This window comes from Bordetella petrii (genome assembly GCF_000067205.1).
GTDB lineage: Bacteria > Pseudomonadota > Gammaproteobacteria > Burkholderiales > Burkholderiaceae_B > Bordetella_A > Bordetella_A petrii.
Genome location: NC_010170.1, coordinates 5,242,057 through 5,256,954, shown reverse-complemented (window position 1 = coordinate 5,256,954; position 14,898 = coordinate 5,242,057). Strand labels below are relative to the sequence as shown.

The 14,898-nt window shown below is 61.7% G+C and carries 12 protein-coding genes; 8 read left to right on the top strand and 4 right to left on the bottom strand.

The features are described 5' to 3' along the window. Positions 1–72: 72 nt before the first annotated feature. Both BPET_RS25245 and BPET_RS25240 read right to left on the bottom strand, forming a co-directional pair. Positions 73–1,458 carry a NarK family nitrate/nitrite MFS transporter gene (locus tag BPET_RS25245; protein ID WP_012251804.1) on the bottom strand — a complete coding sequence of 462 codons (1,386 nt, stop codon included), beginning with the start codon at positions 1,456–1,458 and terminating at the stop codon, positions 73–75. A 67-nt stretch (positions 1,459–1,525) separates the two neighbouring features. After that, entirely contained in the window at positions 1,526–2,779 is a 1,254-nt protein-coding gene (locus BPET_RS25240; protein ID WP_041864449.1) for an MFS transporter, read from the bottom strand. 166 nt (positions 2,780–2,945) lie between these two features. On the opposite strand from BPET_RS25240, the gene BPET_RS25235 reads away from it, so the two are divergent. Continuing rightward, a complete protein-coding gene (locus BPET_RS25235) occupies positions 2,946–3,488 on the top strand; it encodes a DUF924 family protein (protein WP_012251802.1) in 543 nt (180 codons plus the stop codon). Between the two features lie 18 nt (positions 3,489–3,506). Here BPET_RS25235 and ada read toward each other — a convergent pair whose 3' ends face one another. Beyond that, positions 3,507–4,589 (bottom strand): bifunctional DNA-binding transcriptional regulator/O6-methylguanine-DNA methyltransferase Ada, encoded by a 1,083-nt coding sequence (gene ada, locus BPET_RS25230; RefSeq protein ID WP_151209003.1) that lies wholly within the window; start codon positions 4,587–4,589, stop codon positions 3,507–3,509. A 418-nt stretch (positions 4,590–5,007) separates the two neighbouring features. On the opposite strand from ada, the gene BPET_RS26305 reads away from it, so the two are divergent. The 5 genes from BPET_RS26305 (at position 5,008) to BPET_RS25205 (ending at position 10,318) form a co-directional block, all read left to right on the top strand. Then, the gene (locus BPET_RS26305; protein WP_012251800.1) at positions 5,008–5,685 is read left to right on the top strand and encodes a response regulator; all 678 of its coding nucleotides are present in this window, start codon (positions 5,008–5,010) and stop codon (positions 5,683–5,685) included. A gap of 82 nt (positions 5,686–5,767) precedes the next feature. Continuing rightward, positions 5,768–7,138, top strand: a complete 1,371-nt coding sequence (locus tag BPET_RS25220) for a sensor histidine kinase (protein WP_162098156.1) — start codon at positions 5,768–5,770, stop codon at positions 7,136–7,138. Between the two features lie 121 nt (positions 7,139–7,259). Then, positions 7,260–8,255 (top strand): Bug family tripartite tricarboxylate transporter substrate binding protein, encoded by a 996-nt coding sequence (locus BPET_RS25215; RefSeq protein WP_012251798.1) that lies wholly within the window; start codon positions 7,260–7,262, stop codon positions 8,253–8,255. A gap of 102 nt (positions 8,256–8,357) precedes the next feature. Further along, positions 8,358–8,795 carry a tripartite tricarboxylate transporter TctB family protein gene (locus BPET_RS25210; protein ID WP_041864448.1) on the top strand — a complete coding sequence of 146 codons (438 nt, stop codon included), beginning with the start codon at positions 8,358–8,360 and terminating at the stop codon, positions 8,793–8,795. Then, entirely contained in the window at positions 8,792–10,318 is a 1,527-nt protein-coding gene (locus BPET_RS25205) for a tripartite tricarboxylate transporter permease (RefSeq protein WP_012251796.1), read from the top strand. The genes BPET_RS25210 and BPET_RS25205 overlap by 4 nt, the downstream gene beginning before the upstream one ends. 55 nt (positions 10,319–10,373) lie before the next feature. Here BPET_RS25205 and BPET_RS25200 read toward each other — a convergent pair whose 3' ends face one another. Next, entirely contained in the window at positions 10,374–11,540 is a 1,167-nt protein-coding gene (locus BPET_RS25200; protein ID WP_012251795.1) for a pyridoxal phosphate-dependent aminotransferase, read from the bottom strand. A 258-nt stretch (positions 11,541–11,798) separates the two neighbouring features. Between BPET_RS25200 and BPET_RS25195 the strand changes: the two genes are divergently transcribed. Then, the gene (locus tag BPET_RS25195) at positions 11,799–12,005 is read left to right on the top strand and encodes a cold-shock protein (protein ID WP_012251794.1); all 207 of its coding nucleotides are present in this window, start codon (positions 11,799–11,801) and stop codon (positions 12,003–12,005) included. Positions 12,006–12,797: 792 nt separating this feature from the next. After that, a complete protein-coding gene (gene mnmG, locus BPET_RS25190) occupies positions 12,798–14,717 on the top strand; it encodes a tRNA uridine-5-carboxymethylaminomethyl(34) synthesis enzyme MnmG (protein WP_012251793.1) in 1,920 nt (639 codons plus the stop codon). Positions 14,718–14,898: the final 181 nt, after the last annotated feature.

Below are 14,898 nucleotides of genomic sequence, written 5' to 3'. Positions count from 1 at the left end.
CATCGCTGGTAGAAGAAGGCCGCGCCATACGTACTAGTTCTTATGGCCGAGTTGACTAGTTACCAATTGGCATCAGCACGGCACCGGCGCGTTGCGGCGCGCGTAATACCACCAGGTGATGCACAGGCAAGTGACGTAGAAGGCAATGAAGCAGTAAAGGGCCGCGCCAACCCCGCCGGTGAGCTCGATCGACGAACCGAAGCTGCGCGGAATGAAAAACCCGCCATAGGCTCCAATAGCCCCCGAGAAGCCCAGTACCGCGGCGGACTCTTTGCCGGCGTCGATCAAGGCCTGTTTTTCAGCCGCGGCGCCGCGGCCACGGGCCGCCTGGGTGCGCTCGTGCAGGAAAATCACGGGAATCATGCGGAACGTCGAGCCGTTGCCCACGCCGGTCAGCGCGAACAGCACGATGAACATCGCCAGGAATCCGTTGAAGTTGCCGGCGCTGGTTGCGGTGGGCACGTACGCCAGCAGCCCCAGCACGGCGGCGATCATGGCGGCGAACACCAGCAGGGTGACGCGCGCGCCGCCCAGTTTGTCGGAGACCCAGCCCCCGAGCGGCCGGGTCAGCGAACCCACCAGGGGCCCCAGGAACGCGTAGGTCACGGGGTTGATGTCGGGGAACAACGCCTTGGTCAGCATGGCGAAGCCAGCCGAGAACCCGATGAACGAACCGAAGGTGCCGACGTACAACCAGCACATCAACCAGTTGTGCTTGCGCTTGAAGATCACGGCCTGGTCGGCGAAGGACGCCTTGGCGTCGGCGATATCGTTCATGCCGAACCACGCAGCCAGCGACGACGCGAGAATGATCGGCACCCAGATGAAGCCCGCATTCTGCAGCCAGATCTGGTGCTCGACGCCGTCGACCACGAAGCGCTGCGGGTCGCCGCCCAGCGTGCCCAGCACGCCCATGGTGATGATGACAGGCACCACGAACTGCACCACCGACACGCCCAGGTTGCCGATGCCGGCATTCATGCCGGTGGCGAAGCCCTTCTTTTCTTTGGGAAAGAAAAAGCTGATGTTGGCCATGCTGGAGCTGAAATTGCCGCCGCCGAAGCCGCACAGCAGGGCCAGCGCCAGCAGCGTGGGATACGACGTGGTCGGATCCTGCAAAGCGAAGCCCATGCCTATGGCCGGAATCAACAGCGTGGCGGTGGAAATGGCCGTCCAGCGCCGGCCGCCAAAGACCGGCACCAGGAACGAATAGAAAATGCGCAGGGTGGCGCCGGACAGCGCGGGCAGGGCCGTCAACCAGAACATCTGGTTTTTCGACAGCTCGAAGCCGGCTTTGTCGAGGTTGACTACCACCACGCTCCACAGCATCCAGATGCAGAATGCCAGGCTCAGGGCGGGAATGGAAATCCAGAGATTTCGGTTGGCGATGCGGGCGCCAGTGCTTTGCCAGAAGTTCCGGTTCTCTGGTTCCCAGCGGGTCAGTACGTAGCTGGACATGGTGTTCTCGCGGTGGAGTGCGCCAGGCGCCGCGGGCGCCCGGCAGTCGGGTTGGAAAAAAGGGGAATCAGGCGGCCTGCAACGCGCGGGCAGCGGGTTCGGGACGGAAGCTGTAGTGCATCCAGATCAGCGAGACGCACACCGTGCCGTACATCAGCATGAAGGCGCTGGACCGCACGCCCGTGAAGTCGAGCAGGGCGCCGAACAGGATGGGCAGCACGAACCCGCCCAGCCCGCCGGCCAGGCCGACAATGCCGGACACCGCGCCGATGTTTTCGCCGAATTCATCCGAGATGAACTTGAAGACGGAGGCCTTGCCGACAGCCATGGCTATGCCCACCACGAACATCAGGATGGTGAACAGCGTGGGCCCGATGGCCAGGAAGAATTCACGCGGACCCGTGTCGGTTTCGATGACAAAGTGCGTTTGCGGATAGCTGAGGAGAAAGAAGGCCACCCAGCACACCCACATCACCCACCAAGTGGTGCGATAGGCGCCGTATTTGTCGGAAATCCAGCCGCCCACGGCGCGCAGCACGCCGCCGGGCAACGAGAAGCAGGCGGCCAGCAGCGCAGCCAGCTTCATGTCGAAGCCGTACTCGCCGACGTAGTACTTGGTCATCCAGAGCGCCAGCGCGACGTATCCGCCGAACACCACCGAGTAGTACTGGCAGTAGCGCCACACACGCGGGTCGCGCAGCATGGCCAGTTGAGCGGACAGGCTGGCGCCGCCGCGCACGTTGTGCGCCGGATTGGTGGCCGAGAACATCCAGAACAGGATGGCCGTTGCCAGCAGTGCCACGGCGTAGACCTGGGGCACGATGACCCACGCGCCGCCGGCCGCGGCGATAAGTGCCGGCGCAACGAATTTCGTAAGCGCCGAGCCCGAGTTGCCGGCGCCGAAAATTCCCATGGCCAGGCCCTGCCGGTTACGAGGAAACCAGCGCGCGACATAGGGCGTGCCCACCGAGAACGAGCCGCCCGCCAGGCCGATGAACAAACCCAGCACCAGGAACTGCCAGTACTCGGTGGCATAGGCCAGCAACCACACACCCGGCACCGACACCAGCATCAGAAGGAAAAACACGATGCGGCCGCCATAGCGGTCGGTCCAGATGCCCAGGGGGACGCGGATCAGCGACCCGCTGAGGACGGGCGTAGCGGCCAGCAGGCCGAATTCGGTTTCGGACAGGCCGAGCTGGGACTTGATGGGGATGCCCAGTACGGCGAATATCATCCATACCGCGAAGCAGATCGTGAAAGCGAGGGTGCTTGAGATCAAGACACGGGTCGCGGCGCCCGTGGAAGGTTGATGTGCCATGATGCGTTTGCTCATGTCGTTGGACATGTCAACAAAGATAAGCACCTGACGCTTTTCTGAACATTCGCCAACAGACCTGTCAACCCCTTCCAATGTGACTAGTTCTTCTCGCGCGGGTTGGACATGCTCGGTTGCGTTCTGTCTCTTATGTCTTCTGGATCACCCTATGAATACGAACAATTCCGACACCGTAGTGGATTTCTGGCGCGAAGCCGGCCCGGCGCGCTGGTTTCGCAAAGACGAGGCTTTCGACCGCGAATTCAGCGCACGCTTCATGGATTTGCACCTGGCGGCCGCGCGGCGGCAGCTGGACGCATGGGAAGGCAGCGCATATGGCTCGCTGGCCCTGTTGATATTGCTGGATCAGTTTCCGCGCAATGCCTTTCGCGGCACCGGCCACATGTACGCCACCGATCCGCTGGCCCGCCATTACGCGCAGCGCCTGATCCAGGCCGGCAAAGACGCGGAAATCGAGGCCGGCATGCGAGTGTTTTGCTACCTGCCGTTGTCGCACTCAGAAAACCTGACGGACCAGCGCCAGGCAGTCGAGTTGAACCAGGCGCTGGGCGAACCGTGGCTGCCTCACGCGGTAGAACACTTGCGTATTGTTGAATTGTTCGGCCGCTTCCCGCACCGCAACCCTTTGCTGGGGCGCGAGACCACGGCCGAGGAACAGGCTTTTCTGGACCAGGGCGGTTTTGCCGGCTGACCGGCGCGCCGGCACGGCCTAGGCGGCCTCGGCCGCCCCGGCTTCGCGCCGCAGCAACTCGCGCTTGCGCTCAACACCCCAGCGATAGCCCGATATGTCGCCATCGCGCCTGACGACGCGATGGCATGGAATGGCAACGGCCAACTGATTGGCGCCGCAAGCCTGGGCTACCGCGCGCACCGCCTTAGGCGCGCCGATGCGATCGGCGATTTCGGCGTAGCTGGCTGTCGCGCCTGCCGGAATATCGCGCAGCGCCTGCCACACCCGCTGCTGAAATGCCGTTCCCCGCACGTCCAGTGGCAGATTCAGCCCCACGGCCGGAGCCTCGACGAACCCCACCACCTGGGCAACTAATTGTTCGAATGCCGAATCCGCGCCATGCAACCGGGCGTTTGGAAAGCGGTCCTGCAGTTCGCGCACCAGGGCTTCGGGGTCGTCGCCCAGCGATATGGCGCAGATGCCACGCTGGCTGCATGCCACCAGAATAGCTCCCAGCGCGCATTGGCCAACCGCAAAGCGGATATCGGCGTTGAACCCGCCCGCTTTATAGTCGCGCGGCCGCATGCCCAGCAGGCTGTCCGAGGCTTCATAGAACCGGCTATTGGAATTGAAGCCGGCCTCATAAATAGCCTGGGTAACCGTGGCTGACTCCCCCAGCTCCCGCCGCAACCGCCGGGCCCGATGAGCATCGGCATAGGCTTTGGGCGTCAGCCCGGTTTCCGCCTTGAACAGGCGGTGAAAGTAAAAGGCACTGACGCCAGCCTGCGCGGCAAGAAAATCCAGGCTGGGCGGCGTATCGGCGCTTTCAATCAGGCGGCAGGCCTGCTCCACGAGTGCCGCCCGCCGAGCCGCCACGGCGCTGCGGTCGCCCGCGGCGCGCCGGCTGGGCCGGTAACCAGCGGCTTCGGCTGCCTGCGGCGTATCGAAAAACTGCACGTTTTCACGGCGCGGCAGGCGCGACGAACTGCTGGGCCGGCAATACACGCCTGTGGTGCGCACGGCATAGACGAATTGACCATCGGCTGACGCGTCGCGCGTGCAAACCGCCCGCCAGCGGTCATCATCGGTCGTATAGTCGTCAGTAGGAATCGAGGCGTTCATGGCTGGCGCGAATGACATACACAGCCACACTGTAGAGCAGAATTCGAGCGCAAGAACCCCTGTTCTTGCACCGGAATTCGATCTGTAAGTAAGTACTCACCCCGTAAAGGCAAAGAGATTTCCACCCAAACGGCGCCTGTGGATAACCTCTAGGAACGGCTGCTGTGCACAGCATGTGGACCCGACTTGGACAATTACGCTTTCCATAGCCGGCAAAAAAGTTGTTCAACTTGGTCCCAAACTTCAAACAGAAGTCCTGCACAGCCAAAAACGGCGGCAAGCAATTGAAAACACGGAGAAAATTCAAGTTGATGCAGTTATCCACAGCCCTTATTAATCATTAGTCTTTATATAAAGAAAAAGAAAAGAGAAAAACATCAATGCCCTACCACCAGCCGCCAATGCCAAAATTCAGGTCATGCGTATCCTGCTCATAGAAGACGAGGCCGAACTGGCCAGATGGCTGTCTCGCAGCCTGGCCCGCCATGCCGGTTTTGTGGTGGAGTGGGCTGACGACGGGCTGCTGGCCGAACGACGCCTGGCGGTCGAGGAATTCGACGCTGTCATCCTCGACCTGGGCCTGCCCGGCATGGACGGGCACACCCTGCTGTCGAAAATCCGCGCCCGCGACGACCGTACCCCCGTGCTGGTACTGACCGCTCGCGATTCACTCGCCGAACGCGTGGGTACGTTGCACGAAGGCGCCGACGACTTTCTGCCCAAACCCTTCGTCCTGGAAGAACTGGAAGCGCGGCTTACCGCGCTGATCCGGCGCAGCCGCGGCCGCGAACATCCTCGCCTGGCGCTGGGCGACCTGATACTGGACACGTCCGCCCAGCGCTTCACCGTGCGTGGCCAGCCGCTGCAACTCTCGCCGCGCGAACATGCCGTGCTGCGCGTACTGATCCAGCGCAGCGGCGAACCCATGAATAAGCAACAGATTCTCGACCGCATCCAGACAGACGATTCCGATGTCAACCTGGAAGCCATCGAAGTGCTGGTGCACCGACTGCGCAAGAAACTGGCGGACACTGGCGTGCAAATCGTCACATTGCGTGGCTTGGGCTACTGCCTGGAGGCCGTTCTTGAACATTAGGCCCGGCCATTGGGCAGGATCAGCGCGCCGCACGCTGAAATCGTTGCTGTTGTGGTGGCTGATCCCGGCCCTGGTCTGCATCATGCTGGCGGCTTTGTGGCTGTCGAACTACCAGTTGCGGCACCAGGTCGACCTGGCCTACGACCGCTCGCTATCCGGCGCGCTGCGTTCCATCGATCACAACATATCCACAGCCAGCGGCGGCCTGGCCATGGAACAACCCTATCTGATGCTCGAATTTTTCGAGCTCACGGCCAACGGCAGTGTGTACTACCGTGTTGCCACTGAAGATGGCCTGGCGGAAATCGGCAGTCCCAATCTGCCTTTGCCCGACAAACCGCTCATTTCGGGGCAACCCCAGTTTTTCTACGCCGAATACCAGGGCGTGCCGCTGCGTGTTGCCGCGTTGGCGCGCCCCATGGACCCGCCCCTGTACAACAACCGCGGCGGCCGCGTCATCGTGCAGGTGGCCGAAACCCTCGAATCGCGCCAGGATTTCCTGCAGCGGGCGCTGGTGCGGGCGGTCGAGCGCGACATCGTGGTTATTGCCATCGTGGTGCTGGTAGTCGTATGGAGCGTATTCATGGCGGTCCGTCCCCTTGAACGGTTGCGCCAGGAAGTGGAAGGCAGGTCCGCAGACGATCTCAGCCCCGTAGACGCGACGAACATCCCGGGTGAGGTCGGCCCCCTGGTCGATGCCGTAAACCTTCACATGGCCCGTTTTGCGGCTCAGGCGAGGCTACAGCGGCAGTTCCTGGACGATGCCTCGCATCAGTTGCGCACGCCGTTGTCGGTATTGCGCACCCAGACTGCCTATGCCTTGCGCGAATCGGATCCGCAGGAGGTCCGTGCGGTGCTCCTGGCCATGCAGGAAGGGCTGGACCGCGCGGTGCGCACCACCAACCAGATGCTGGCACTGGCGCGCGCCAAAGATGCGCCGCTGTCCGAAGACGGCCTGGCACCCGAACGGGTGGATCTGGCCGAAGTGGCGCAGGGCGTGATTCGCGCCTTGCTGCCGGCCGCCCGGGCGCGCCAGATCGACCTGGGCCTGGAGGCCTCGAGCCTGCCGGTATGTATCCCGGGCGTCGATTGGCTGCTTCGCGAAGCCTTGAGCAATCTGGTGGATAACGCCATTCGCTATACCGCGCCGGCCAGTCAGGTCACGGTGCGGGTCTATGCCGACGAACGCTACGCCCGCCTTACCGTGGAAGACAACGGCCCTGGCATGTCGGCCGAAGACATCGCCCGCGCCAGCGTGCGGTTCCGCCGCGGCGCCGCGGGCAAGAACAAGCCTGGGGCCGGACTGGGGCTGGCCATCGTGCGCACTATCGTGGAAATTCACGGCGGGAAAATGGTGCTGGAGAACCGCGCGCCCTCGCCTGGTTTGCGCGCGGCATTGGTATTTACCCTAGATTCCTTCCCGAATGCTGCGATGCGGCATGAAATTGCGTGATTCTGAAAGCTTCCGGAAAGCCTGCGTTGAGTACGGTTCTGGTCCGTTGGCCGTGATCCCGTTATGCGGGACAAGGCCCGCCTACGACGACATCCAAAAAGCGATTCACGGAGACCGCAAGATGCAATCCTTTCTGAAAGCCCGCCTGGCGGCGGTTATTGGCGCATGTGCGCTGTCTGTGGGCATGGCTGCCCACGCGGCCGACGAGCCGCGCCGGCCCGAATGTATCGCACCGGCCCAACCCGGCGGCGGTTTCGACCTGACCTGCCGGCTGGCCACCGAGGGCCTGAAGCAAAGCGGCGCATTGAAAGAACCCATGCGCATCATCTACATGCCCGGCGGCATTGGCGCGGTGGCCTACAACAACATCGTGGCCCAGCATCCCGACGAACCCGGCACCATCGTGGCCTTCTCCGGCGGGTCGCTGTTGAACCTGGCGCAAGGCAAATTCGGCAAATACAACGTCAACGACGTGCGCTGGCTGGCAGGCATCGGTTCCGACTACGGCGTGGCCGTGGTGCGGAACGACTCGCCCTACACCGACCTGAAGAGCCTGATGGAGGCCTTCAAAAAGGATCCCACCAAGATCGTGCTGGGCGCCGGTGGTACCGTCGGGAGCCAGGACTGGATGAAAGCCGCCCTGACCGCCAAGGCGGCCGGCGTGGACTTCCGCAAAATGCGCTTCGTGGCTTTCGAGGGCGGCGGTGAAGCCGTGACGGCGCTGCGTGGCGGCCACATCCAGGCTTACATGGGCGACGCGGCCGAAGCCTTCACCATGCTGGAAGGCGGCGCGCCGATTCGTGTACTGGCCGTATTCAACAGCGAACGCCTGCCTGGCAAGCTGAACTCGGTGCCCACGGCCAAGGAACAGGGCTACGACATCGACTGGCCCATCATTCGCGGCTTCTATGTTGGTCCCAAGGTGTCCGACAAAGACTACCAATTCTGGGTTGATGCCTTCAACAAGACCATGGCTTCGCCTGAATACGCCAAGCTGCGCGAGCAGCAGGGCCTGTTCCCGTTCAGCAAAACCGGCGCCGAACTCGACGCCTACGTCAAAGAACGCGTGAAGATGTACTACGAATTGGCCGATAGCTTCGGGCTGATCAAAAAGTAAGCAGTGGCTTTGGGGCGGCGCCTGGCCGCCCGTTCCACGCCGCCGCGCGCCACACGCGTGCACGGGCGCGCCGGCGGCTTTCCGATTTCTGGAAACTGGATCATGAATGATCGAACCTTGGGCATATTTGCCCTGATTCTGGCCGCCCTCATGACATGGCTGGGCTGGGATATCGAAGCTCCGTTCGCCTACGAACCGGTAGGGCCGCGCGCTTTCCCGATGCTGGTCGCGCTGATTATCGGCCTGTGCGGGCTGCGCCTGGCCATCAAGGGCGGCAACCCCGTGGAAGAGAATTCGGCGGGCGCCAACTCGCGCATCGCCTTGATGGTGCTGGCCGCGGCAGCTTACGCATTCTTGTTCCAGTGGCTCGGATTTGTCATTTCAACTGCCCTGATGACAATTTTCGTTGGGCGCCTGTTCGGGGGAACCTGGCTGAAATGCGCCCTGGGTGGCGTCATCATGGGCGTTTTCTTCTTTCTGCTGTTTGACCAGGCGCTGGATGTGGTCTTGCCTGCCGGCCTGCTGGGAGACCTGATATGAGCGCCATTCTCGATCACTTGTCCATCGGCTTCGGCGTTGCCTTCTCGCTGACCAACCTGCTGGTGGCCGCCATCGGCTCGTTCATCGGCACCATGGTGGGCGTATTGCCGGGGCTCGGCCCCATTAACGGCGTGGCGATGCTTATACCCATCGCCTTCGCCATGAATCTGCCGCCGGAAACGGCCTTGATTCTGTTGGCCGCGGTATACGTAGGGGCTGAATACGGGGGACGCATCACCTCAATTCTGCTGAACGTGCCTGGCGAGGCCAGCGCCATCATGACTACCCTCGATGGTTATCCGTTGGCCCGGCAAGGCATGGCCAACGTGGCCCTGTCGCTGTCTGCGGCGTCGGCGTTCGCGGGCTCCATCGTGTCCGTTACCGGCATCATCCTGCTGGCGCCCTTGCTGGCCAAGTGGGCGCTGGCCTTCGGGCCGGCCGAGTATTTCGTGCTGATGGTCTTTGCCTTCTGCTGCCTGACCAGCCTGCTGGGCAAGCAGCCGGTCAAGGGCGTGCTGGCCGCCATGATCGGCCTGGGCATTTCGGTGATCGGGGTTGACTCGAACTCGGGCGTGTATCGCTATACGTTCGATTCGGTGCACCTGGCCGATGGGATCGACTTCGTGGTGGTCGTCATTGCGCTGTTCGCAGTGGCCGAGATGCTGGAAATGCTAGAAAAGGTCGTGGCCGGCCATAGCGTCGAGGTCAAGTCCAGCGGCCGCAAGCTGTTCAATCTGAAAGAACTGGCCTTCACCGCCGGCAGTATCGGGCGTAGCGCGCTGGTGGGGTTCGGCGTGGGCGTGTTGCCCGGCGCTGGCGCCAGCGTGGCCGCGGCTGTTGCGTACTCGCAGGAAAAGCGCATCATCGAAAGCAAAGACCCGAACGCCAAGTTCGGCAAGGGCGACATGCGCGGCCTGGTTGCGCCTGAATCGGCCGCCACCGCATCGGCCATCGGCTCGTTCGTGCCCATGCTCACGCTGGGTGTGCCGGGATCGGGCACCACCGCCGTCATGATGGGGGCGCTGACGCTCTACAACATCACGCCGGGCCCGGTACTGTTCGATACCAAGCCTGAACTGGTGTGGGGCCTGATCGCATCGCTGTTCATCGCCAACGTGCTGCTGTTCCTGATGAACGTGCCGATGGTCCGGGTGTTCTCCAAGGTGCTGTCGGTGCCGGGCTGGTTGATGGTGCCGGGTATCCTCAGCATCAGCTACATCGGCGTTTATGCGATCAACTCGGGCACGTTCGACCTGCTGATGGTGGTTGGCATCGGTACAATAGGTTATTTCCTGCGCAAGTTCGGCGTGCCGATGGCGCCTCTGGTGCTCGGGGTGGTGCTGGGCGACATGATGGAACAGAACCTGCGCCGGGCTTTGTCCATTACCAACGGCGATGTATCCGTGCTGTACAGCAGCTCGGTATCGGTGGGCCTGTGGATTGCCGCCGCAGCCGTGGTCATTGTTCCGCAGTTGCTGCGCCGGATTCGTCAGAATCGGCGGGCGCGCGACGCCGCGGTCTGACCACCTGCTGCTTTTGCGGGGCCGGATGAGCAGTCATCCGGCCCCATTTTTTTTTCTACACGTTTACCAGGCGCTCGATGGCCGCGTCCAGCGTGGCGTCCTTCTTGGCAAAGCAGAAGCGCACCAGTTGGTGATTGGACGATTCGGCGTCGGGATGTTGATAGAACGCTGATACCGGAATCACCGTGACCCCATGCTGCACAGTCAGGTCGCGGGCAAAATCGGCTTCGGACTGTTTCGAGATGGCGCTGTAATCGGCCAGCATGAAAAACGTGCCGGGGCTGGGCAAAGGTTTGAAGCGCGTACGTGCCAGGCCGGCGGCCAGGCGGTCGCGCTTGGCCTGGTAGAACGCCGGCAAGTCGTTGTAGGGCTGCGGGTTGCGCATATACTCGGCCAGCGCAAACTGCATGGGCGAAGACACTGTGAACACCATGAACTGGTGCACCTTGCGCAGCTCGGCGCTAAGCTGGCGCGGCGCGCAGCAATAGCCCACTTTCCAGCCGGTCGTGTGGTAGGTCTTGCCGAACGAAGAAATCACGAAAGCATGCTCGGCGAGCAAGGGCCGACGCGCCAGGCTGGCGTGCGGCTTGCCATCGAATACGATGTGTTCGTAGACCTCGTCGGACAATAACAGTATGCCGGTGTCCCGCACGATGCTTTCCAGCGCATCCAGATCGCTGTCGTTCAAAACGGCGCCGGTCGGGTTGTGCGGAAAATTCAGCATCAGCAGGCGGGTGCGAGACGTAATCGCGTCGCGCACGCGTAGCCAATCGATACGGTAGTAAGGGTCTTCCAGGGTGGGCGCGCGCAGCGGCACGGGTACCGCCGTACCCCCGGCCAGGCGAATGGCGGGCAAGTACGAGTCATAGCATGGCTCGATCACGACCACTTCGTCGCCACTGTTAACGGCGGCAAGCACAGTAGCCATCAGGGCTTCGGTTGCCCCGCTGGTTACGGTGATCTCGGTTTCGGGATCGTAGGCCCGGCCATATAGCGCCTGCGTCTTTTCCGCGATGGCCTGGCGCAGCGGTGCTACGCCGGGCATGTAGGGATACTGGTTGTGACCGGCGCTCATGGCCTTCGCAACGAGCTCACACAGTTTTGGATCGGGATCGAAATCGGGGAAGCCCTGCCCCAGGTTGATGGCTTGATGCTCAATGGCCAGCCGGCTCATGACGGTAAAAATGGTCGTGCCGACGTCTGGCAACTTGGATCGGATCATGGCAATGAAGCAGCGTGGAAGGAATAATGAGGAAAGAAACCGCGTAAGTATCCCACCAACATGGCCCGACGGTGGCAGGGGCGTGCACCGCCGCCGCCATTGGGAAAACGCCACATAGGGGTAAACAACTATTTGTTTTGTCCAAGATGCGTGAGTATGCTGACTTTCGCAGTTGATTCAAGTGTTGCAAAGGCATCTCTCAGGCGTTGGCGTCCTTGATTCACTTGCATTCGTTTTTATTACCAGGACGCTATACAAATGGTTCAGAAGGGCAAGGTCAAGTGGTTCAACGCCGATAAAGGTTTCGGCTTCATCACGCCGGACGCTGGCGGTACCGACGTTTTCGCGCATTTCTCGGCTATTCAGGGTCGCGGTTACCGCAGCCTTAACGAAGGCCAGGAAGTCGAGTTTGAAGTCAAAGATGGCCCGAAAGGGCCTCAAGCGGCCGATATCCGGCCGCTTTAAATCGGGAAATCCCGCTTTCCCGTAAACCAGGGGCCCGCCCCTGGTGCAACGCCCCGCAGCCTCCAGGCTCCCGGGGCGTTGTTACGTCTGGGCAGCCGATGCGCGCGCCGGCCCCGGCCGCGACGTGGGTCAGCACCGTGTGAGTAAGTACGGGCATAACTCTGTGGATAGGTTAGGCAAGCGTGGCCTACATCCTTGTTGGCGGCCGCGTGCCAACGTGTGCTGACGATAGTTTTGCACAGCGGAGTTATAAGCTCTGGCTTGTTCATAGGAAGAAAGCTATCGCGCATGTACTACGGGCATGAGACGGACAAATAGTCGCAAAAAGCTGTATGTTTTCCAGTGCTTAAGGCCCAGCTTCCGTTCGGGAGGCCGTAATTGTTGAAGGGCTTTCGCCGAGCGTGCAGAGCGTCTTGCTGCTGCAGCGCGGCAAGGCCGTCGGAGTTGTTCACAAAGATATCCCCAGGGGCGCCATCTCATTTGATGGGTCAATTTGGGCGGGCTTCTCTGTGGGTATATTGTGGATAGCTATCTGGCACAACCTCCGCCGGGCGTCTTGATGGACGCGAATCCACGGTGCGAACGGTGCGCTGCAATAAGGCAGTACGGGGTATGTTTCACGTGAAACCATACGTTCTTGGTTTTCCTTCCCCGCGAGGGATGTTCCACGTGAAACATTGGCGCCCGACCTGTGACGTCAGCGGTTGCAACTCCGCTCAAGGTTTCACGTGAAACATTAGTCGGGTCACCTCTATAATGGAGCCTAACTAGCTCTTTTCTCTGCTTTTCATCATGGATTACCCGCGCGAATTTGACGTGATAGTTGTCGGTGGCGGCCACGCTGGCACCGAGGCCGCGTTAGCCGCAGCCCGCATCGGCGCCAAGACGCTGTTATTGACGCACAACATCGAAACACTGGGTCAGATGTCCTGCAATCCGTCGATTGGCGGCATCGGTAAGGGGCATCTGGTTAAAGAGGTGGATGCTTTGGGTGGGGCAATGGCGCTGGCCACCGATGAAGCAGGGATCCAGTTTCGCATCTTGAACGGTTCGAAGGGGCCGGCTGTGCGGGCCACGCGTGCCCAGGCCGACCGGGTGTTGTACCGCAAGGCCATTCGTAGCCGGCTGGAAAACCAGCCGGGGCTTTGGATTTTCCAGCAGGCCGTAGATGACCTCATGGTCGAAGGCGACCGGGTGGTTGGCGCAGTCACACAGATCGGCCTGAAATTTCGCGGCCGCACTGTTGTGCTTACGGCCGGGACGTTCTTGAATGGCCTGATTCACGTGGGCTTGCAGAATTATTCCGGCGGCCGCGCGGGCGATCCTCCGGCAACTTCCTTGGGTCAGCGACTGAAAGAGCTACAGTTGCCGCAAGGACGCCTGAAAACGGGCACTCCGCCTCGTATCGATGGGCGCACTATCGATTACAGCGTGCTCGAAGAGCAGCCCGGCGACCTAGATCCTGTGCCAGTGTTCTCGTTCCTGGGCAACGCCGCCATGCATCCCCGGCAGTTGCCCTGCTGGATTACCCATACCAACGCACGCACTCACGACATCATCCGCGGCGGACTTGATCGTTCGCCCATGTACAGCGGAGTCATCGAAGGCGTCGGTCCACGCTATTGCCCGTCTATCGAAGACAAGATTCATCGCTTTGCCGACAAGGCCTCGCATCAGGTGTTCCTGGAGCCAGAGGGACTGGACACACACGAGGTCTACCCCAATGGCGTATCCACTAGCCTGCCGTTCGATGTGCAGTGGGACTTGATCCACTCCTTGCCAGGGCTTGAAAATGCGCACATCCTGCGCCCGGGCTACGCTATCGAGTACGACTACTTCGACCCTCGCGCGCTCAAGAGTACTTTGGAAACCAAGGCGATCGGCGGCCTGTATTTCGCAGGTCAGATCAACGGCACTACCGGCTACGAAGAGGCCGCAGCGCAAGGCTTGCTGGCGGGTGCCAACGCCGCGCTGCAGGCACTGGATCGCGACACCTGGACGCCGCGCCGCGACGAGGCATACCTGGGCGTGTTGGTCGATGACTTGGTCACGCGCGGCGTTACCGAACCCTATCGCATGTTCACATCGCGCGCGGAATACCGGTTAAGCCTGCGTGAGGACAATGCCGATTTGCGGCTGACCGAAATAGGGCGCAAGCTGGGCTTAGTCGACGATGCACGCTGGGATGCCTTTAGCCGCAAGCGGGATGCCGTTGCCGCGGAAGTCGAGCGCCTTAAATCGACTTGGGTCAATCCGCGTAATTTCCCCGCCGAGACGGCGGAGCCTTTGCTCGGCAAGGCAATTGAGCGTGAGTACTCACTATCAGATTTACTGAAGCGGCCTGCCGTTTCTTATGCCGCGCTGATGCGGGCTCGAAATGCAGATGGCAGCTTGCTGGCCGGCCCGGGCGTCACTGACGATGACATTCTGGCCGAGCAGGTGGAAATTCAGGTCAAGTATGCCGGCTACATTGCCCGCCAGCAGGACGAAGTGCAGAAACACCTGGCGCACGAGCAGCAACGCATTCCGGCCGACATCGATTACGACGCAGTCAGCAGCCTGTCGTTCGAAGTGCGCCAAAAACTCAAGACTCATCGGCCGGAAACCATCGGCCAGGCCGCCCGCATCTCCGGCGTCACCCCCGCAGCCATCTCCTTGCTGCTCATCCACCTCAAGCGCCTGCACTACGGCTCGCGCAAGCAGGCGGCATGAGCCCGCCGGGCCGCCCCAAGGGCGAATACCGGAGTGCGCAGCACGCAGGCTCCACCATGAGCCCGCCGGGCCGCCCCAAGGGCGAATACCGGAGTGCGCAGCACGCAGGCTCCACCATGAGCTCGCCGGGCCGCCCCAAGGGCGAATACCGGAGTGCGCAGCACGCAGGCGCTGTGGCCGG

Excerpts from the sequence above, each read along its gene's own strand:
- BPET_RS25240 (WP_041864449.1), bottom strand. The coding sequence starts at position 2,779 with ATGGCACATCAACCTTCCACGGGCGCCGCGACCCGTGTCTTGATCTCA.
- BPET_RS25215 (WP_012251798.1), top strand. The coding sequence starts at position 7,260 with ATGCAATCCTTTCTGAAAGCCCGCCTGGCGGCGGTTATTGGCGCATGT.
- BPET_RS25205 (WP_012251796.1), top strand. The coding sequence starts at position 8,792 with ATGAGCGCCATTCTCGATCACTTGTCCATCGGCTTCGGCGTTGCCTTC.
- ada (WP_151209003.1), bottom strand. The coding sequence starts at position 4,589 with ATGAACGCCTCGATTCCTACTGACGACTATACGACCGATGATGACCGC.
- BPET_RS26305 (WP_012251800.1), top strand. The coding sequence starts at position 5,008 with ATGCGTATCCTGCTCATAGAAGACGAGGCCGAACTGGCCAGATGGCTG.
- BPET_RS25245 (WP_012251804.1), bottom strand. The coding sequence starts at position 1,458 with ATGTCCAGCTACGTACTGACCCGCTGGGAACCAGAGAACCGGAACTTC.
- BPET_RS25210 (WP_041864448.1), top strand. The coding sequence starts at position 8,358 with ATGAATGATCGAACCTTGGGCATATTTGCCCTGATTCTGGCCGCCCTC.
- BPET_RS25220 (WP_162098156.1), top strand. The coding sequence starts at position 5,768 with ATGCTGGCGGCTTTGTGGCTGTCGAACTACCAGTTGCGGCACCAGGTC.
- BPET_RS25235 (WP_012251802.1), top strand. The coding sequence starts at position 2,946 with ATGAATACGAACAATTCCGACACCGTAGTGGATTTCTGGCGCGAAGCC.
- mnmG (WP_012251793.1), top strand. The coding sequence starts at position 12,798 with ATGGATTACCCGCGCGAATTTGACGTGATAGTTGTCGGTGGCGGCCAC.
- BPET_RS25195 (WP_012251794.1), top strand. The coding sequence starts at position 11,799 with ATGGTTCAGAAGGGCAAGGTCAAGTGGTTCAACGCCGATAAAGGTTTC.
- BPET_RS25200 (WP_012251795.1), bottom strand. The coding sequence starts at position 11,540 with ATGATCCGATCCAAGTTGCCAGACGTCGGCACGACCATTTTTACCGTC.